At 71.1% G+C, this 18,672-nt stretch carries 14 protein-coding genes; 2 read left to right on the top strand and 12 right to left on the bottom strand.

Annotation, left to right across the window (positions count from 1 at the left end; translation table 11 throughout):
* Positions 1–135: 135 nt before the first annotated feature.
* Positions 136–1,077, top strand: coding sequence for an alpha/beta hydrolase (locus tag AAFN69_RS04865; protein WP_347727015.1), 942 nt, complete (start codon positions 136–138; stop codon positions 1,075–1,077).
* A gap of 197 nt (positions 1,078–1,274) precedes the next feature.
* Here the strand turns inward: AAFN69_RS04865 and AAFN69_RS04860 are convergent, their stop codons facing one another.
* From AAFN69_RS04860 to AAFN69_RS04805, 12 genes are all read right to left on the bottom strand, one after another.
* Positions 1,275–2,051 carry a peptidase S1 gene (locus tag AAFN69_RS04860; protein WP_347727014.1) on the bottom strand — a complete coding sequence of 259 codons (777 nt, stop codon included), beginning with the start codon at positions 2,049–2,051 and terminating at the stop codon, positions 1,275–1,277.
* A gap of 527 nt (positions 2,052–2,578) precedes the next feature.
* The gene (locus tag AAFN69_RS04855; RefSeq protein ID WP_347727013.1) at positions 2,579–2,776 is read right to left on the bottom strand and encodes a hypothetical protein; all 198 of its coding nucleotides are present in this window, start codon (positions 2,774–2,776) and stop codon (positions 2,579–2,581) included.
* A 17-nt stretch (positions 2,777–2,793) separates the two neighbouring features.
* On the bottom strand, positions 2,794–4,653 hold the full coding sequence (locus AAFN69_RS04850) for an SUMF1/EgtB/PvdO family nonheme iron enzyme (protein ID WP_347727012.1): 1,860 nt from the start codon (positions 4,651–4,653) through the stop codon (positions 2,794–2,796).
* A gap of 2 nt (positions 4,654–4,655) precedes the next feature.
* Positions 4,656–5,066 carry a hypothetical protein gene (locus AAFN69_RS04845; RefSeq protein WP_347727011.1) on the bottom strand — a complete coding sequence of 137 codons (411 nt, stop codon included), beginning with the start codon at positions 5,064–5,066 and terminating at the stop codon, positions 4,656–4,658.
* A gap of 89 nt (positions 5,067–5,155) precedes the next feature.
* Positions 5,156–5,530: a hypothetical protein gene (locus AAFN69_RS04840; protein WP_347727010.1), complete on the bottom strand. Its 375-nt coding sequence runs from the start codon at positions 5,528–5,530 to the stop codon at positions 5,156–5,158.
* Positions 5,531–5,698: 168 nt separating this feature from the next.
* The gene (locus AAFN69_RS04835) at positions 5,699–6,487 is read right to left on the bottom strand and encodes a helix-turn-helix transcriptional regulator (RefSeq protein ID WP_347727009.1); all 789 of its coding nucleotides are present in this window, start codon (positions 6,485–6,487) and stop codon (positions 5,699–5,701) included.
* Between the two features lie 557 nt (positions 6,488–7,044).
* Positions 7,045–8,121 (bottom strand): amidinotransferase, encoded by a 1,077-nt coding sequence (locus AAFN69_RS04830; RefSeq protein ID WP_347727008.1) that lies wholly within the window; start codon positions 8,119–8,121, stop codon positions 7,045–7,047.
* Positions 8,122–8,346: 225 nt separating this feature from the next.
* Positions 8,347–9,705: a diaminobutyrate--2-oxoglutarate transaminase family protein gene (locus AAFN69_RS04825; protein ID WP_347727007.1), complete on the bottom strand. Its 1,359-nt coding sequence runs from the start codon at positions 9,703–9,705 to the stop codon at positions 8,347–8,349.
* A complete protein-coding gene (locus AAFN69_RS04820) occupies positions 9,689–11,071 on the bottom strand; it encodes a SidA/IucD/PvdA family monooxygenase (RefSeq protein WP_347727006.1) in 1,383 nt (460 codons plus the stop codon). Before AAFN69_RS04820 ends, AAFN69_RS04825 begins: the two co-directional genes overlap by 17 nt.
* The gene (locus AAFN69_RS04815; RefSeq protein ID WP_347727005.1) at positions 11,049–12,266 is read right to left on the bottom strand and encodes an FAD-dependent oxidoreductase; all 1,218 of its coding nucleotides are present in this window, start codon (positions 12,264–12,266) and stop codon (positions 11,049–11,051) included. Before AAFN69_RS04815 ends, AAFN69_RS04820 begins: the two co-directional genes overlap by 23 nt.
* Entirely contained in the window at positions 12,263–14,602 is a 2,340-nt protein-coding gene (locus tag AAFN69_RS04810; RefSeq protein ID WP_347727004.1) for a class I tRNA ligase family protein, read from the bottom strand. The genes AAFN69_RS04815 and AAFN69_RS04810 overlap by 4 nt, the downstream gene beginning before the upstream one ends.
* A 437-nt stretch (positions 14,603–15,039) precedes the next feature.
* Complete coding sequence (locus AAFN69_RS04805; protein ID WP_347727003.1) at positions 15,040–16,200, bottom strand: type III PLP-dependent enzyme; 1,161 nt, start codon at positions 16,198–16,200, stop codon at positions 15,040–15,042.
* A gap of 609 nt (positions 16,201–16,809) precedes the next feature.
* Between AAFN69_RS04805 and AAFN69_RS04800 the strand changes: the two genes are divergently transcribed.
* Positions 16,810–18,663, top strand: coding sequence for an ABC transporter substrate-binding protein (locus AAFN69_RS04800; RefSeq protein ID WP_347727002.1), 1,854 nt, complete (start codon positions 16,810–16,812; stop codon positions 18,661–18,663).
* Positions 18,664–18,672: the final 9 nt, after the last annotated feature.

Here is an 18,672-nt window from a genome sequence, read left to right as displayed (position 1 = left end):
AGGATGGCGGCATGGCCTCACCGGGGATTCCCGCGGCCCGCGGCCGTATCGGCCCCCGGCCCGCCGGGGGTGTGCCGGTGCTTTCCCCGGGAATCCCCGGCGCCGGTCGCCCCGAAAACGCAGAGAGAGAATGCGATGTTCAATCCAGGTGATTTTCCCGAGCCCACCCTTGTTCCGGTCAACGGTGTGGAGCTCGAAGTCTTCGAAGCGGGCCGGCGGAATGCCGGAAAGCCCATAGTGCTCTGTCACGGCTGGCCGGAGCATGCCTTCTCCTGGCGCCATCAGATGCCCGCCCTCGCCGCCGCGGGCTACCACGTCATCGTCCCGAACCAGCGGGGTTACGGAAATTCATCCCGCCCGGCCGAAGTGACGGACTACGACATCGGACACCTGTCGGGTGATCTCGTCGCACTTCTCGATCACTACGGATACGACGACGCCGCCTTCGTCGGTCACGACTGGGGTGCGATGGTCGTCTGGGGGCTGACCCTGCTGCATCCGGGCCGGGTCAGCAGAGTGATCAACCTCAGCCTGCCCTACCAGGAGCGCGGCGGGAGGCCCTGGGTCGAGGCCATGGAGGACGCGCTCGGCGGCGACTTCTATTTCGTCCACTTCAATCGGCGGCCGGGCGTCGCGGACGCCGTTTTCGAGGAGAACACCTTCCGGTTCCTCCGCAACCTGTACCGGAAGAACGAGCCCCCCGGGGAGCCCCGGCCGGGTATGGCGCTGATCGATCTCGCCCGGGCGGAGAAGCCGCTCGGTGATCCCGTCATGAGCGACAGCGAACTGGCCGTTTTCGTCTCGGCCTTCGAATCGTCCGGGTTCACGGGCAGTGTGAACTGGTACAGGAATCTCGACCGCAACTGGCATCTGCTGGCGGACGCGGACCCGGTCATTCGGCAGCCCGCGCTCATGATCCACGGCGACCGGGATGTGATCCGGAGGTCCGGGAATCCGGCGGAGTTCGTGCCCCATGTGGAAGTGGTCGGTCTGGATTGCGGTCACTGGATCCAGCAGGAGATGCCGGAGGAGACGAACCGCGTGATGACCAGATGGCTGGCACAGCAGGATGCCTAGCCGCTCGTGATCCGGTTCGGGCCGCCTGAAGCTCTCCGCGTCCGCGACCGCCGGCGGTACGGAGAGCCGTCGGCGGTACGGAGAGCCGTGGGGCCGGCTCGCGGGGGAGCGGCGCGGCGGAACGGGTGCCGGGCATCCGGCCCCTGGCCGGGAATTCACCCGGCCAGGGGCCGTTCAAGCGGGCGGTGCTCAGATCGTCAGGACAGGGACAGCTCCGTCACCCGGTCCGCCTGCTGGACCCAGGCGGCGCTCAGGCCGCCTTCCTTGACCAGGGCGATGCCATTGCCGTGCAGCAGGCCGATGCGGTTGCCGGAGAGGGCGATCCGGTGGGCATTGTCGTGCTGCTTCACCCAGTTGGTGCTGAGGCCGCCTTCCTTCACCCATGCCTCGCCACTCGTCTGGACGATGCCGATTCTGTTGGAGGACAGTTCCAGCTGGATCACGTTGTCTGCCTCCTTGACCCAGTTGGTGCTGAGGCCGCCCTCCTTCACCCATGCCTCGCCGGTGCCCTGGAAGATGCCGATGCGGTTGCCCGCCAGGTCGATGTCCACCACGCTGTCGGCCTCGTGCACCCAGGCGGCGCTCAGGCCGCCCTCCTTGACCAGGGCGGTGCCATTGCCCCGGACGATGCCGATGCGGTTGCCGGAGAGTTCCAGTTCCTTGACGTTGTTGTGCTCCACGACCCAGCTCGCGCTGAGGCCGCCCTCCTTGACCAGGGCCTCGCCGTTGTCGCGCAGTACCCCGATGCGGTTGCCGGAGAGCGCGAGCTGCTTGACGTTGGTGTGCTCCAGGACCCAGCTCGCGCTGAGGCCGCCCTCCTTCACCCGCGATTCGCCGTTGCCCTGGACGATGCCGATGCGGTTGCCGCCGTCACCGGACACGGTCTTGGGCGCGGCGCCCGCCGATCCGCTCAGAGTGAGTCCCATGAGGGATGCGGCCACGGCCACGGCCAGCGCTTTCCAGTTGCTGTTCAACGTTCAACCTCCGATGGAGAATGAGTGTCTCCGGCTGCCCGTACGGCGCGGAGAAGACGCCGGGACAGCCCTGGTGGCCGGGGTGGTGGAGCGCGGAAGGCATGGACCGCACACCCCCTGACAGCGGGGTGACGGACGGGCCGAGCATTGTGCCGAGCCGAGACGCAGCGGAATCGCGGCGCCCGTTCACAGAGATCGGGCGCACTCGCCCGTCGGATGAGACCGGCTGATCAGAGGAGCTGTGTGCTGTTCTGTGCACTTCCGCTGCGGAGAATATGCTCCGGGGCGGACCGCGGGGGAGTGGGAATTTCGGTCAGCGGCTCTCCGGATCTCCCGCCGGCGCCCCGCGGCCGGTGCCCGCGTCCCGCCGCCGTCCGCCCGGTGCCCCTGTGCTCGCGATACGTCCCGGGCCGTTGCCCGCGCGGGGGCGGACCGTGCCGGGACCGCCGTCCCGCAGGATGGCCGGATCGCATCGGCCGTCCGGCGCGGCCGATTGCCGCCGCATTGCGGCGGTGTTGCCGTCGCGCTCAGCCGTCCGCCGTGGTGCGGCCCGCCCGGGTCCGGCGGCCGGCGCGGACCCGGAGGACGACCTCCGCCAGAAGACCGGTGCCGACAAGGGTCGCCGCGGTGGCCGGGAAAGGGTGCTCGATCATTCCGAGCGCGGTCACCGCGAGCAGGGCCAGTCCGGCCGCGCACCGCAGGGCGAGGAGTGGGGTGGTGGTCATGGGGCATTGTCCCGCTCTCACTCCGGCACGTTCACCACACAGCGGAATCCGTCGTGGAAGGTGCGGAAGAGCGGATGAGCGAAGTCCCGCGCGGCCGTGCGGGCGAGTTCCGGGCCGTGGTGGAAGGCGCCGCCCCGCAGGACGTGGTACTTGCGGCCGTAGTGCTCGGAGGAGTCCCAGCCGTCCGGGTAGCGGTCGTACCAGTCCGAGGTGCGTTCGCAGACGTTTCCGGCGCAGTCGAGCAGGCCGTACGGGCTGGCGCCGTCCGGGAAGCTGCCGACGGGTGTGGTCAGCGGGGCGTCCCGCAACTGGTCGAAGGTCTGCCACCAGTCGGTACGGGGCGCGCCGGGGCCGCCCAGCCGGGCGGCGTGGAAGGCGGAGACATTGCAGACGCCCTCCCGCCAGGTGTCGCCCCAGGGCCAGAGCCGGCCCCCGGTGCCCCGGGCCGCCTTCTCCCACTGGGCCTCGGTGGGGAGTTGCTTGCCCGCCCAGGCGGCGTAGGCGGCGACATCGGGCCAGGCCAGCAGGGTGACCGGGTGGTCCGGGAGGTCGCGCCAGGTGGAGCCGGGGCCCGCCGGGTGGGCCCAGTCCACTCCGGGCACCTCGGTCACCTGGCCGCCGCCCCGGGTCTTCACATGGCCGCTGCCCTCGATCTCGCAGACCGTGCGGTATCCGGTGGCCCGGACGAACGCATCGAACTCGGCATTGGTGACCGGTGTCCGGTCGATGAAGTAGGAGGGGAGGCTCACCCGGCGCTCGGGGCTCTCGCTGTACGTCCAGGCGCCCTCGAGACCGAGCTGGGCGCGGAGCATCGCCCGGCCCCGGTCGCTGGTGCCCATGACGAAGTCGCCCGCCGGGATGCGGATCATCCCGAACTCGGCGGGGTCGCCGAGCTGGAGGAAGGCGTTCCGCGCAGACCGCCTGACCTCGTGGTCCAGGTCGTCACGGATGCTGCTGTCCAGCGCGGTGAGTACGGCCTCCTCGCGGTTGTCGAGGCGGGCGAGCGCTTCGGCGGCCCGCCGCCGGGCCGCCGGATCCTCGGCGAACAGCTCGGTGAGGAGCGCACGGGTCACCTCCGCGACACCGGTGTCGACCTGGAGGAAGGAGTGCGCGGCGCGGTGGAGGTCCAGTACGGCGGGGTGGGCCTGGTTGTGTACGAGGGAGAGCCGCCCGGCGGTGTTCCGGTCGCGCTTCTGCGGGAGCGGGCGGGAGCTCTCCCGCATTCTGCCCAGTACCTGGTTGTAGATGGCGTCCAGATTGAGCATCTCGCTCTCGCCCGGGATACCGGTCCGGAGGGTGTCCAGAAAGGCCCCGGTGAAGGCGGTGAAGGGCTCGCCCGGCGGGGCCAGGGCGATTTTGTTCTCCGCGGCGGCGGCCAGGATGTAGGTGCCCTCGGCGCTGGCCTCGTTGACGACGGTGGTCGCGGGATCGGCCATGGTGCCCAGGGCCCGTCCGCTGTAGCAGCAGTCGAGGATCACGATCCGGCGGGCCGCCCGGCTGTCCAGGACGATGTCCCGGACATTGCTGTACGGCACGGCGGTGTAGATGCGCCGGGTGTCGGTCGTGGTGAGCGTCAGATGGAGGTCGCCGTGTTTGGAGTCGACCAGGCCGTGCCCCGCGTAGTAGAGGATCAGGGTGTCGGTGGCCTGCTGGGCCGCGGCGACGATCGGATCGAGCAGTTCGATATTGGTCGACGGGTCCGGTACGACGACACAGTGATCGCGGGGGAGTCCCCAGACACGCTCGGACCGCAGCGCCTCGGCCAGCGCCGAGAGGTTGTTGCGGATCGCGGAGATGTCCGGGAGCTCCGGCCGCTCGAAGGTGCCCGTGCCCAGCAGCACCGCCCGGGAGGTGTGCGGATCGGGTAGCGCCGGCACGGTTACTCCCCGGCTGCGGGATGGCGCGGCGACTCACCGGAACCGTCGGCCGGTCCCGTACCACCGCTCCCGGCGCCGGGGCCGGGAGCCGCGGGGCCGGTGCCGGGATCCGCGGCGGCGGGTGACGGCAGGGCTATGGAGTCGCCGTCACGCCGCACACTGATGTCCCCGGGGTTGCGCCGGGTGGCCCGCCACGCGGCATAGGCGAGAGCGAGGCTCGCCAGCTGGAACGACGAGTCGATGACGAGCTGGATCACTTCCAGCGGTGCGCCGAGCCCGCCGGGCACGGGTGCGCCCGTCTCCAGGGTGACACTCGCATGGCGGCGGATGTCCGGCTCGTCCCTGAGCCAGGCGCAGAACGACCGGAGATCGTCCTCCGCGTCGTCCCCGCCGAGCCGTACCTCGATCAACACAACGTTCTCCCCTGACGCGGACCACCGGATCCCGGCCCGGTCGCGATGCCGCGGCCCGCTGATCCCCGGCGGTGGTGGTTGACGGCCGGTCAGCCCACCCGGGTGCCGTTGGGCACCGGCTTCTCGGGCAGGGCCAGGACCGGGGTCACCTTGTCGGCGTACCCGATGTCGAACAGCATCCCCTCGGAGAGCACGCCCATCATCTTGCGCGGTTCGAGATTGACCACGAAAAGGGCCTGGAGCCCGACGATCTCCGCCGGGTTCTCCCGCTCCTGCTTCATCCCCACCACGATGGTCCGGTGGTGATCGCCGAAGTTCACCGTCAGTTTGACCAGCTTGTCCGACTTCGGCATGTCCTCGACGCTCTCGATCAGACCGACCCGGATATCGATCTTCGCGAGATCCTCATATGACGCGGTCGCCTTGACCGGCGCCGCCGCGAAAACATCCTCATTGCTTGCCATGTCGTGCTCCACTCAACCGAGTTGGCGGTCTCTTCTTGAACGCGTAGACCGTATCAGCGCCCGGAGTTGTGTTCTCGCGGGTTGGCCCGGTCCGTGATTCCGGGATTCGGCCCGGCGGCGTATGCGCCGAGGTTCAACGGCATATGTGCCGGTGTGCCGGATTCTCCGCTACACCCCGGTCAGCCAGCCGCGGGCCATCGCCCGCGCACCCGCCTGAAATCGCGAGGTCGCGTCGAGCTTCTTCATGATTTCGGTGATCAGCCGGCGCACCGTGCGGGTGGACACACCGAATATCCGTGCGATGGCATCGTCTTTCACTCCCTGCGTCAGCAGACGCAATATCGAACGCTCCCGCTGATCGAGCAGATCGTCCGGGTCGATGCCCGTGAAGCCGGGCTCCTCCTCGGTCGGCGCCGTCGCCCAGTGCACCCAGCTGTACTCGAACAGCTCCGTCAGAATCGGCACCAGCTCCGGATCCCGGATCTCCAGCGCGCTCGATCCGCCCTGTCCGGCGAAGGGGAAGACATAGGCGAGCAGACCGTCGACCACCAGGATGCCGAAGGGCAGCACCGTGGCCGCTCTGACCATGACGTCGATGTCGGCCAGCTCCCGCAGCCTGGTGTGCACGCCGGGCGGCTGTTTCGCGGCGCTCGCGTGGATGAGCCGTACGGTCACGCCGCGGGCCGGCAGCCGCTCCTCGCGGAGCAGGGTCTCCACCGTCTCCCAGAGCGGGGACGAGGCGGTGTGCATGAACTCGACGGTGTGGTGCGCCCGCGGCACCGCCGAGCGCACGGCCGTCGCCTGGCCGTCCGCACCGACCAGCGGATTGCCCCGGCCGGTGCCGCCCTTGACCGATTGCAGAAGCAGCAGATTGGAGCTGAGCGAGGAAAGGCTGGAAAGGAACTTCTGGAGTTCCTCGATCCATCTGCGGGCCGCCTGTTCCTCCTTCTCGATCAACTCGGCGAGTATCACGTCGGGCGGGACCCCGAGAAGGCGTCCGATATCCGAGCCGGGCTCGGGAGGCAGGCCGCCGGGCGAGTTCGGAAGTGGCGGTATCGGTTGATCTTCGGTCAGTGTGCGCTGCTTCCTCGGCTGATCCGAGGCCCATAAGTGTCGCATCGCCAACTGTCGTAACAGGCTGCCGACATCGTCGGGCGCGGAATCCGCCACCATCCCCCCAGAGTTTGTTTTTGTTCAATATAGGATGATCGATTTTTCTGTCAATGGGATCGTGATCGAGGGTATCCGCGAGGTGTCCGTTTCCCGGGGGGACGGGGGGAGGGACGGTACTCCCGGAGGCCGGAAGTGTGCGGTGGCGGCGGGCCGGGCAACCGGCCCGCGCGGGGTGTGTTCACCGGGGCCGGGCCGTGCCTCCCGATGGCGGCACCCGGTACGGTCGGCCGCCCCGTACCGGGTGTCCACACACCGTCTCGCCCAACGAGTGGACGGGAAGATCAGCCCGGCTGCGAAGAGCGGTCCCGCTCTCCGGCGGCCCGTTGGCCGGATGGGATACGTCAGTCGAAGTAGGACTCCAGCCCGCCCCGCCGCCGCACATCGAGCGTCGCGCAGTGGAAGGACCCGCCGAAGTAGGTGTAGTCCTCGAAGGAGCACGGCACCGGATCGAAGCCCCAGCCCTCAAGCGCCTTGATCAGACCCGGCTGATTCCGCTCCACCACCACATGGGTCTCGTCCAGCGACAGCAGATTGATCGCGCTCCACTTGCTCATCACCCCCTGCGCGGTCTTCTCGGTGACCACCGGTTCGGGCGCTATCAGCAGATCCCACTTCGACAGCGGCTCGGGCAGATCGTCCGGGTCCAGGAATTCCGGATTGACCAGTGCCTTCCCCGGCGCCAGCAGCACCAGCGAGGTGTCGATGTGCATCTGCCGCCGATAGCGCGGGCGCACCTCGTGCACCCGGTACTCCGACCCCAGATGCCGGCGCAGCCAGGCGATCCCGGCGGCATTGGTGACCTGGCTCTGCTCGATGAAGATGTCCCGGCCGCAGCGGAGCGCGTCCGCCGCGTCGAAGACCGGCTCGAAGTCGGTGAGGCCCCATTGCACCGGGTCGTCGGGGCCGGGCGCCCGGTAGCCGGGCCGGTAGAGCTCGTCGAGGAGCTGCGGCTTGGGCGCGGAGACCCAGCGCGCGCCCGCCCGGGAGTACTCCTTGAGCAGTTCGCGGTAGGCCCACACCTCGTAGTGGCGGCCCCGGTCCGGCATCGGCGCCTCGATGATCTCGTCGCCGATCACCAGCAGCACATCGCGGGGGTTGGCGGACGACCAGCCGTGCCCGGTCTCCCACGCCGGGGTCCCGAACGGCGCCGTGAAGTCCGGCGGCGAGGGGCGGCGCACCGTGGCCCCGGCGTCCTTGAGGATGCCGATCAGCTCGTCGAGACTGCGCTCGGCGGCCTCCACCAGCCGGGGCGGATACGGGGTCCCCGGCCGGCCGATCACATCGTCCAGCGATTCGGACCCCGGGGGTACGGTGGTGTCCTCGATGGTGGTCCAGGACGGGATCATCGCGCCCGCCGGATCGCCGACGACGACTTCTTCGAGTGGCTGCCATTCGGAGTGGGAGTTCACAACCGCCATGTACGGGCTCCTCGTTTCTGTTCGGCCTGCTCTTCGATTCCTGTCCGGCTTCCGGTTCCTGTCCGGCTTCGGTCTTCGTCCGGAAGCCGGGTTCTTCCGGCGTCCGGCCTCCGGGGCCTGTCCGGGGCGCGAACGGCCATCCGCGCCGCCCCGCCCCGCCCCGTGTCCATGCCGCCCCGTGTCCATGCCGCGCCGTGTCCATGCCGCGCCGCGTCCGCCCGCGTCTCAGACGAAGGACGGGTCCGCCGCCCCGAAGGCGCGTTCCAGCAGGTCGGCGCCCTTCTCCACCTGCTCCTCGGTGATCGTCAGCGGCGGCAGCAGCCGCAGTACGCAGCCGTCCCGCCCGCCGACCTCCAGAATCAGGCCCAGCCGCAGCGCCGCCGCCTGGATCGCGCGGGCGAGTTCGGTCGCATGGGCCCCGGTGGCCGGGTCCGCGAGTTCGATGGACTGCATCAGCCCGAGCCCCCGGGTGTCCGCCACCCACGCGCTCCGCTCGCCGATCTTCCGCAGCCGTCCCGCCAGTTGTTCGCCGCGCTCGGCCACCTTCGCCAGGATGCCGTCCCGGCGGATGATCTCGATGGCCTTCGCACCGCCGGCGAAGGCGAGCTGATTCCCCCGGAAGGTGCCGATGTGCGCACCCGGTGCCCAGGTGTCGAGCACCTTGTCGTAGAGGATGATCGCGGTCGGCAGCCCGATCCCGGAGAGCGCCTTGGACGCCACGATCACATCCGGCTCGATCCCGTACTGCTCGAAGGCGTACCAGGTGCCCGTCCTGCCGCACCCCGTCTGCACCTCGTCCAGGATCAGCGGCACCCCCGCCCGCCGGGTGATCTCGCGGATCCGGCGCAGGAATTCGGGGCTCGCGGGAATCCCGCCGCCCTCGCCCTGGACCACCTCCACCAGGACCGCCGCCGGGGTGGGCACCCCGCCGTTGGGATCCGCCAGCACGCGTTCCAGATAGGTGGCGCAGTTGGTGGCGCAGGTGTCGGGCGTCAGCCCGAGCGGGCACCGGGCGCAGTGGGAGAACGGGAAGAAGTGGACCCCCGGCATTCCGTTCGGAACCTTGGCCTTCGGGTGGAGATCGCCGGTGACCGCCATCGCCCCGGCCGTACTGCCGTGGAATCCGCCGTGGAAGGCGAAGATGTCGCCCCGGCCGGTGGCGAGCTTGCACAGCTTGATCGCCGCCTCGATGGCATTGGCGCCGGTGGGCCCGCAGAAGTGGACCACGAACCGGTCCCGCATCGGCGCCGGCAGCATCTCCAGCTGAAGCTCGGTGAAGCGGTCCTTCGCCGGGGTGGGCAGATCCAGCCCGTGCACCAGGGTGCCCAGCTGTTCCCGCACCGCGGCGATGATCTCCGGGTGGCCGTGCCCGAGCGAGAGCACCCCCGCCCCGGCCAGGAAGTCCAGGAACACATTCCCGTCGACGTCCTCGATCAGCGCGCCCTCGGCCCGCCGCACCGCGATCGGCAGCCGGCGCGGATAGCTGCGGGCGCTGGATTCGCGCGATTCCTGCCGGGCCAGATACTCCCTGCTGGCCGGGCCGGGCAGTTCGGTCCGCACCAGGGGTTCATCCAGTGTGGTCATGGCCGTCCTTCCGAGAGGTGCGGGCGGCGCCGTTCTCCGCGCCGGTGCCGGCCGGCACCGGCGGGCGCGGCAGTTTCAGCAGGCGCTCACAGATCGCCGCCGCCCGCAGCGAGAGCAGACTGAACGACCCGGCGTCACCGATGCCGTGACTGGTCTCGCAGAGCCCGTTGAGGAAGAGCGGCGGCACCCCGTCGCCGACCGTCCGCACCCGGTAGGCGGGATCGATCCCGAGATAGCCGTCGGTGTCGAAGCCGAAGGTGTGCGCTATCCCGCCCAGCAGCGCCGGATAGCGCTCCTGGCGCTCCCCGGGCCCCAGATCGCGGAATCCGGTCGCCAGGACCACCAGATCGGCGGCGAACTCCTCCCGTTCACCGGTGTGCACCTCCTCCACGCCCAGGGTCAGCGCGTCCGTCCCGGGCGTCACCGAGGTCACCAGCTGATTGCCCGTCACGAACACCCGCTGGTCGCCGTCGAGCCGCTGCTCGTAGACGAGGAGATAGAGCTCGTGCAGGACGTCCTCGTCGGTGCTGGAGTAGTTCGTCGGCCGCATATAGGCGTCGAGTTCGCGCTTGCCCGCCCGGGAGGCCCGGTAGTAGTAGTCGGTGAACCGCGGGAAGAAGCCCTCCTCGCTGAAGGGGCTGGTGTCCTTGAGCCGCAGTCCGAACGAGCGCATCGAGAGCTGGATCCGGGCCTGCGGATAGCGCTTCGCCAGATCGAGGGTGATCTCCACCGCGCTCTGGCTGCCGCCGATGACCACCACATTCCGCGGTGGCGCGGTCAGCCGCCCGATCCTGGGCAGATACTCGGTGAGATGGATGATCCGGTCGTCGGGCACGGCCGCCGCCGCCGAGGCGAACGGCTCCGGAATGTAGGGGGTGCGGCCCGTTCCGACGACCAGCGCCCGCCCGCGCCGGCGCACCCCGCTCCCGGTGACCACCTCGTACACCGGCTCCCCGGCGGCCTCCGCCGTCGTCACGGACGCCACCCGCTCCCCGTAGTCCACGAGATGATCGAAGTGGCGGCGCACCCATTCGATGTACCGGGCGTACTCCTTCCGCAGCGGGAACTCCTGCGGCAGATTGAGGTGTTCGAGTAATCGCCCGGCCTCGTGGAGGTAGTTGATGAAGGTGTAGCGGCTGCGCGGATTGCGCAGGGTGACCAGGTCGCGCACCGGATTGTTCTGGATGTTGGAGCCGTTCAGTATCATGCCGCCCTGCCAGAGCGGATGGGGATCCGCTTCGAGGAACCGCAGGGTGGGGGCCGGACCCCCGCCCTCCCCGGCGGTCTCCTCCACCGCGGCGGCGAGTGCCATGTTGGCGGGGCCGAATCCGATGCCGAGCACGTCATAGCAGATTGGTTCTTGCATCCGTCCCTCTTCCCGGGCCCGCGGGGAGCGGTGCGGCGGAGGGCGTGGACAGCAGCTGATCCGCGATCAGCCTGCCCAGTTCGGGCGCCACCCTCACCCCGCCTCCGCTTCCCGCGCGGGCGAGCCAGACCTTGGGCAAGCGTGTGGGCGTCAGCGGGCCTCCGGCCGCGCCCCAGCCGTCGAACGAGCGCACCATCCGTACTGTCTCGGCCCGGTCGATCCAGGCCAGATGGGGACGTACCGCCTCCAGTGTGCGCCGGTGGTGCGCGGGATCGGCGGGCGGTACGGAGCCGGCCTCACCGCCCCAGACCAGCAGCGGCAGCCCGATCAGCGTGTCCCGGCCGCCGGCCGGCTTGGCGTAACAGCCGGAGCGCAGATCGATGAAGGAGGCATGGGCCGGGACTCCGGGAGGGCGGCGCACCACGGAGACCTGGATCGCGCGGATCCGTACGGCGGAGGCGGGCGACGGGGGCGGCGCGAGCCCGGCCGGCTGCCGCGCCGCCCATGCCCCGGTCGCGAGGACGACGGCCCGGCCGACCCGTACGGTCCCGGCGGAGGTCGTCATCACGACCGGCCCGCCGTCACCGTCACCGTCGACCGAGCCCGGTCCGGCCCCTGATCCCGGGCCCCGGCCGGTGTCGCCGCCGAGTGCCGTGACCCGTACGCCCGTCACCAGCCGGGCCCCGTACCGCACCGCCTCGCGCAGATACTCCGCCGTCACCCGTACGGGATCCACCCACCCGGCCCCCGGTTCGACCAGCGCCGCCGACCCCGCCCGCTGAACACCCAGCACCTCGGGGACGGCCTCCCCGCTGACGACCCGGACTCCGCCGGCGGCCGTGCCGCGCAGCTCCTCCGCCGCCTTCCGCAGCCGTCCCGCGTCCGCCGCCGGGGCGAGGGTGACGGCCCCGGTGCGGTGCAGCGGGGCCACCCCCGTGTGCCAGGCGCCCGGATCGGCGTAGACCGCGAGTGAGGCGGAGGCGAGTGCGGCGACGACCGGATCGGGGTCGTAGCAGCGGACCATCCCGCCCGAGGAACCGGTGGACCCGCCCGCCGCCGCACCCGCCTCCACGATCAGCGGCGCCGCCCCGCGCCGGGCCAGCCGGGCGGCGACGGCCGCACCGGTGATCCCGGCGCCGATCACGGCGTACTCCACCCGCGCGGGCGGCCCGCCGGCCCCGAGCGCGTCCGTCATCGGCGCGCACCGTCCCCGATCGGCCGGGCCCACAGCGCGGGCGGAACGGTCAGCCGGGTGGTGTGACCGGACGGGATGAAGGTCCAGTCGGCCTCGCGGCGCGGCTCGCCGGGCAGCCCGAGCCCGGCCCACAGCGCCGCCCCGAGCGAGGGCATCACGGGATGGACCAGGGCGGCGAACGCCTTGGCCGCCAGATATTCGAGCGCCACACTCGTCCGGGACTCCTCCCGGGCCGATGCGAGGCCCCGCTTGGCCCGCTCCGCGGCCCGGAACCGCAGCGCGTCGCGGACCAGCGACTCCAGCGCCTCCACATAGGCGACGCTGCTGAAGGCGTCCACGATGAGCAGCCGGTCGAGCTGCTGGGTCGTCAGATTGACCAGCCGGTAGAACTCCCGGTGCGCGGGCGACCAGGCACCCGTCCCCGGCACGGTCCCCCCGCCCGGCAGCCCGGCGAAGCCCGCCAGCCACTCACGGACCGGTCCGAGCAGCGGATCGTCGAGCAGCCCGGCCAGCTCGTCCCCGGTCACATCGACCACGGCCTCCTCCGGGCAGCGGCGCAGCACACCCAGCCGCAGCGGATCGGCCGATCCCCCGCCGGGCAGCAGATCGTCGGCCCAGACGGCGTGACCCCGGCTGGTGGAGAACTTCGCCCCGTCGAGATGGAGGAAGCGGTTGGAGACATATCCCTTGGGCAGCGCCGCCGCGCGCCCGGTCGCCAGCGCGATGGCGGACATCAGGATCGCGTAGAAGTAGCTGTTGTCGTAGCCGAGGAAGGTCACCAGACCGGTGGCGGAGAGATCCGCGGCGCCGCGCTCGGTCTCCTCCAGCTGGGTCAGGGCGAGTTCCACCCAGGGGTCGACGACCTGCCCCGGCAGCCCGCTCGCGTCGAGCGGCAGACCCCAGCCGGAGGTACGGGTGAGGCGGTAGCGGCCCAGTCCCTCCTCGATCAGCCGCGCGGCCAGCTCCCGGAGCTGACCGCTCCCCTCCAGCCGGGCGAGATACTCGCGCAGGGCGGGGGCGTGGTGGTCCAGATCGAGCAACAGGGCCGATTCCCGGCGGAATGCGGGCGGGGTCCCGCAGAGTCCGCAGACCAGGCCGACCAGCTCGCGGGCGTGGTTGGGCCTGCCGCATGCCTCGCAGATCTCGCCGTCCGTGGCCTCGCCGCAGCTCGGGCACTCCCCGGCGGCGAAACACTGCTGAAGGGAGTGGTCGCACCCGGCGCACCAGGGCGTCTCCACGGTCTCCCGGACGACCCCGGGCGCCGACGCCAGGGCGGTGAAACGCTCCCGTATGACCGGCTGGTGTCCGGCCTCCTTCAGCGGCCGGTACACCCGGTCGAAGCCGACCCCGGCCCTGGCGAGAGTGGCGATGATGCGGTCGCCGGTGGTCACGGCCAGTTCGGCGGGGTCCGCGCCGGTGCGCCGGGCGACCACCGACACATGGGACTGGTTGTCGTCCAGCCCGGTGATGAGCCGGGCGCTCCGGCCGAGGGTCCGCAGCGCGCGCACATACATGTCCGCCCGGACATAGGGGCCGGCCAGATGACCGATGTGGACACCGCCGTTGGGGGTCGGCGGGGGGCAGAAGACCAGGGTCTCGGCGGGGACGTACCGGCGCGGATGCCGTGCGCCCAGCTCGGTGACGGCCTGCGCGATGTCCTCCCAGTACATGGAGGCGAGCTTCAGCGGGGCGTCCGAGCCGTTCCGGATGCGGTGGAAGTGGAAGGCGGGCAGATGGACCAGGTCGCCCGCGCCGACCCGGCGGGACTCCTGCTCGACCACGATGTCGGCGGTGCCCTCCAGGATGAGGAAGATCTCGCCGTCCTGATGGCAGTGGAGCTTGGAGTCGGTGTGCGCGGGCACCTCGCCGAACACCGAGCCGAAGGGCAGATCCGGGATGTCGGCGGCGTCGTAGAGGTGTTGCAGGAACATCTCGTAGGACCAGGACATGTACCGGTCGCTGAGGGTGCGCACCGGCGCGGTGGCGGGGTCCGGGCCGGTCGCGGGGTCCGGGTCGCCGTCCCAGCGGGCGCAGGCGTAGTCGAGCGGGCTGTCCGGGCCCGCGGTGAGCGTGTGGCCGGTGAGTGCGGCGGTGTGCACGGCGGTGCCGGGTGAGAGGGCCACCGCTTCCCCGGACTCCCGGAGGAGGGTGCCGGTGCCGGAGAAGACGTACAGCACCTCGGCCGCCGCCCCGTTGCCGCTCTCGGCCGAGGTGCCCGCCGGGACGCTGCCGTAGGTGAGACGGAAGGGCATTCCGTCGATGTCGTCGCGGGTGAGGCCGGGGCTGGAGCCCTTGACGTCGGCGGTGTCGCGGGCGAAGGAGCGTACGAGTATCACTCTTGACCTTTCCGGCGATCTCGGACAGGTACGTCGGCGCGCGGGCCCTCCCGGGGCATGCGGGCCCTCCGGGCGGCCGGCCGCGCCGCCGGCGGGAGATGCCGCCCGGCCCGCCCGGGGCCGCGAGGTGCCGGGATGCGATGCCGAGGCGCGGTACGGGCCGTTCCGGGCGTGGCTCCGCCCAGTGTTGTCCAGGCTCCGGGGCCGGTCCATGGGGTACGCGTGTCCACAAAGCGACCTGTCCGACCTGGACACGGGCCGGGGGTGGCGCGTGCCGGGCGCACGCGTGGGGCCGGGGGTGCGGACGGACCGGGATGCGGGCGGACCGCGATACGACCGGACCGGGATACGGACGGGCCGGGGGTACGAGCGGGGAGCACCCGCCCGTACCCCCGGCCCGGTCCTCCGTACCCCGGCCCGGTCGTCCGCCGGTGTGCTCAGCCGCCGCCGGGGGAGTCCGGCCGCGCGTCCGGCCCGCCGAAGCAGTGGGTCGCCAGCGGCGGGAATCCATTGAAGCCGACCGATGAATAGGTCGCGGTATAGGCCCCGGCGTTCAGGAAATCGACATAGTCGTCGACGGCGAGATCCAGCGGAAAGTACCGGGGCGTCTCCTCGTACATGATGTCGACGCTGTCGCAGGTGGGCCCGGCGAGAACGACCGGACCGCGCTCACCGCCCCCGGCGGGGCCGCCGGACGTGCCGGTGCCGACCGGAATCGCCGTTTCGCCCCGGCGCACCGAGAGCGGATAGACAATGGCTTCGTTCTCCGTCTCGGCGAGCCCGCCGAATCGCCCCACGTCCAGATACACCCAGCGCTGGGATTCGGTGTAGGACTTCCGGGAGATGAGCAGCACCTGTGAGCGCAGTACTCCGGCGTCCCCGACCAGGAACCGGCCCGGTTCGGCGATGAGTTCCGGTACGGAGTCCCCGAATTCCTCCTCCAGCACGGTGCGAATGGATTTGGCGTAGTTCTCGATACTGGGCACCCCGGAGTCGTAGCGGGCCGGGAAGCCGCCGCCGAGATTCAGCACGGTCAGCTCGATGCCCGAGCCGCGCAGCTCCCGGAAGATCTCCGCGCTCAGGCCGACCCCCTCCCGCCACCGGGTCGGGTCGAGCTGCTGCGAGCCGACATGGAAGGAGAGCCCGCACGGCCTGAGCCCGAGCTCCCGGGCGAGCCGCAGCAGGTCCAGCGCCATGTCCGGCTCACAGCCGAACTTCCGGCTCAGCGGCCACTGCGCCCCCGAACCGCTGACCAGTACCCGGCAGAAGACCGAGGCCCCCGGCGCGTTGGCGGCGAGCTTGCGGAGCTCTCCCTCGCTGTCGAAGGCGAAGAGCCCGACGCCGCGCGCATGGGCGTAGGCGATGTCCCGGGCCCGCTTGATGGTGTTCCCGTAGGAGATCGAGCCGGGGTCCACACCCAGGTCGAGACAGAGGTCCAGCTCGGCTCGGCTGGCTATGTCGAAGGACGAGCCGAGGCCGATGAGCGTGGTCAGCACATCGCGGTGCGGATTCGCCTTCACGGCGTAGAAGATGCGGGCCGCAGGAATCGCACCGCGCAGTTCCCGGTAGCGGAGGCTCACCACATCGAGGTCGATCATCAGGCACGGAGTGGGCGGTGAATTCCGCTCGAAGAATTCCTGGTGCCGTAGGCTTGCGACGTCCGGAAGTGCACTTTCCAGCATTTCGCCATCCCTGTATGGAATTAATCCGGCCTGCCCCGCCCGACTGGATCGATCAGGCGATACGGGGTCCCCGAGGCTTCTCCGGAGTGAAGCGCATTCGATGAGCGGCGGTCCGGCGTGAATGCTGATGGATTCATGCCGGGAAAAGGGCTCCGGATGGGAGTGTCCTGTACTGCCGTTCTCGACCGGATGTGTGTTCGAAGTGCTTCAGGTTATTGTTCCGGTCATCCGAGTGTCAACCATCCGGTACGGGGCGTGACGGTCCCCTCGCATTGCCCCGGCGGCGGGGGAATTCATCGGGTCCGGGCCGGTGGTGCGGGAGTGGCGGCGGGCCGCTTCCGTGACGCGAGGGCCCGCCGGCGGTCCCGGTGGTTCCGTCCGCATCCGGCATCATCTGGATGATTTCAGGCCATGGCCGGTATAGCCCCATACGGGTCGCGCGGTCTATCGTGCATGGGGCGGGGGTTCCGTCGCGCGGGCGGGTCAGTGTGTGGCCGTCCCGACGAGACGAATGGAGGAGTCGCCTTGCGGTCGCTTCAGCCCCTCGACGCGGAGACCGGCGCACACCCCGGCAGCCCGGTCACCACCGGCACCACCGGCACCACCGGCACCGGCCCGGAGCCCACCGGGCGGGAGTCCCGGGACACCGGCTGGGAGATCACCCTCACCCCCGGCGGTCCGGCCCCTCTCCGGATGGCCCCCTCCGCGCCTCCCGGGGCCCCCGGCGCCGCCCTGCTGCTCCGTGTCGCGGCCTTCGGGGAGTCGGATCTGCGCTCGGCGGAATTCCTCTGGTGCGAGGACGGCCAGTGGTCCCGCTGCCGGCTGGAACAGCCCCCGCCGCACACCGCCCCGCCGGGCCCCGCGACCACCGTCCTCCTCACCGTGAGCCCGCTCGACGGCCCGCCCTCCGGGCTGACCGCCCGCGAGATCGACATCATCTCGCTGGTCGCCCTCGGCCTCTCCAACCGGGAGATATCCAGCCGGCTGGGCACCAGCATCCGCACCGTCACCACCCAGGTCGAACGGCTTCTCAGAAAGCTCGGCCAGGACTCCAGGGCCGGGCTCAGCGCACTCGCCGTGGACCGTGATCTCATCCGGCTGCCGCTGCCCGGCGGGGTGGAGCAGCGCTCCGGCATCCGGGTGCTGGACATCGAGCGCCACACCACGGCCGCCGCCGGGGCCGGCACCGCCATCGCCGTACGCCCCCGTCCCCGTACCCCCGGCCGGACTCCGGGCGGCGGGGCGCGGCGGGCCACCGTCCGTATCGGCACCATCGCCGTCTCCGGGCCTTTCGCCGCCGACGGCCGCGAGACCGCCCAGGGCGCGGCCCTCGCGGTCCGCGACATCAACACCCTGCGCGAGGGCACCGGCAGCCGGGCGATCGACCATGTCGTGGTCGAGATCGACCCGCTCGACGACAGCTCCGTGCGCGACGGTCTCGCCGCCCTGGCCGAGGCCGATGTCGACGCCATCACCAGCAGCTACGCCAGCGCGCTGAGCCCCGAGGTCTTCGACTTCGCCGCCGAGTACGGCCGGGTCTTCCTCCACACCAACACCTGGACGCGGAGCGTGGACGCCGTCCGCGACGATCCGCGCCGGTACGGGCACATCTTCCAGACCTGCCCCTCCGAGACCGCCTACCAGTCGGCGCTCCTCGCCTTCCTCCGCACCCACCCGGGCACCCACCCCGCCGCCCCGGGCCGCCCGCCCCGGCTCGCCGTGGTCGAACTCGACGGCTACGGCTGCGCGGTCACCGACGACACCTTCGCCGCCCGGGTGGCCGAGGTCGGCTGGACGGTCGCCTCCACCCACCGGGTCGGGCTCACCGTCGACCGGGTGGACGAGCTGATCCAGGGCGTACTCGGCGACCGCCCCGACATCGTGGTCGTCTCCCACCTCAGTGTGGACACGGCGGCGGCGCTCCAGAACGCGATCACCCGGCACAGCCCGCACCAGCTGACGTACCACATCTACACCCCGTCGGTGCCGGGCTTCGCCCGCCGGATCGAGCACGGCGGCGGCCAGGTCATCTGGTCCACCGTCACCGGCCGCCCGGACGACCCGCTCGGCCGGCGCTTCTCGGCGGCGTACGCGGACGCCTTCGGCACGCCGCCGGGACGCAGCCAGGCCAGCGCCGCCCACGACCAGATCCGGATGCTCTACACGGCCTTCTCGCTCACCGGGTCCTTCCGCCCGGCCGCGGTCGGCGGCTGCCTCCGCGACTCCGCGCACCGGGGCGTGAACGGCACCTATCTCTTCGCGGAACCGGGGCAGTCGGTGCGCGGCTACCCGTACGACACGGGGGACCGGAGCCTGTCCCAGCCCACCCTCACCTACCGCCTCTCGGGCGCGGGCCAGGAGATCCTCACCGTCGCCTGACGGGGCCGC

It is taken from the genome of Streptomyces sp. CAU 1734, from assembly GCF_039888735.1.
GTDB lineage: Bacteria > Actinomycetota > Actinomycetes > Streptomycetales > Streptomycetaceae > Streptomyces.
Note: the sequence above shows the minus strand (reverse complement) of the source record. Positions and strands in the feature narration are given on the sequence as shown.

Coding starts and splice junctions, on each gene's coding strand:
- AAFN69_RS04865 (WP_347727015.1), top strand. CDS start 136: ATGTTCAATCCAGGTGATTTTCCCGAGCCCACCCTTGTTCCGGTCAAC.
- AAFN69_RS04855 (WP_347727013.1), bottom strand. CDS start 2,776: ATGACCACCACCCCACTCCTCGCCCTGCGGTGCGCGGCCGGACTGGCC.
- AAFN69_RS04840 (WP_347727010.1), bottom strand. CDS start 5,530: ATGGCAAGCAATGAGGATGTTTTCGCGGCGGCGCCGGTCAAGGCGACC.
- AAFN69_RS04830 (WP_347727008.1), bottom strand. CDS start 8,121: ATGGCGGTTGTGAACTCCCACTCCGAATGGCAGCCACTCGAAGAAGTC.
- AAFN69_RS04825 (WP_347727007.1), bottom strand. CDS start 9,705: ATGACCACACTGGATGAACCCCTGGTGCGGACCGAACTGCCCGGCCCG.
- AAFN69_RS04820 (WP_347727006.1), bottom strand. CDS start 11,071: ATGCAAGAACCAATCTGCTATGACGTGCTCGGCATCGGATTCGGCCCC.
- AAFN69_RS04815 (WP_347727005.1), bottom strand. CDS start 12,266: ATGACGGACGCGCTCGGGGCCGGCGGGCCGCCCGCGCGGGTGGAGTAC.
- AAFN69_RS04805 (WP_347727003.1), bottom strand. CDS start 16,200: ATGATCGACCTCGATGTGGTGAGCCTCCGCTACCGGGAACTGCGCGGT.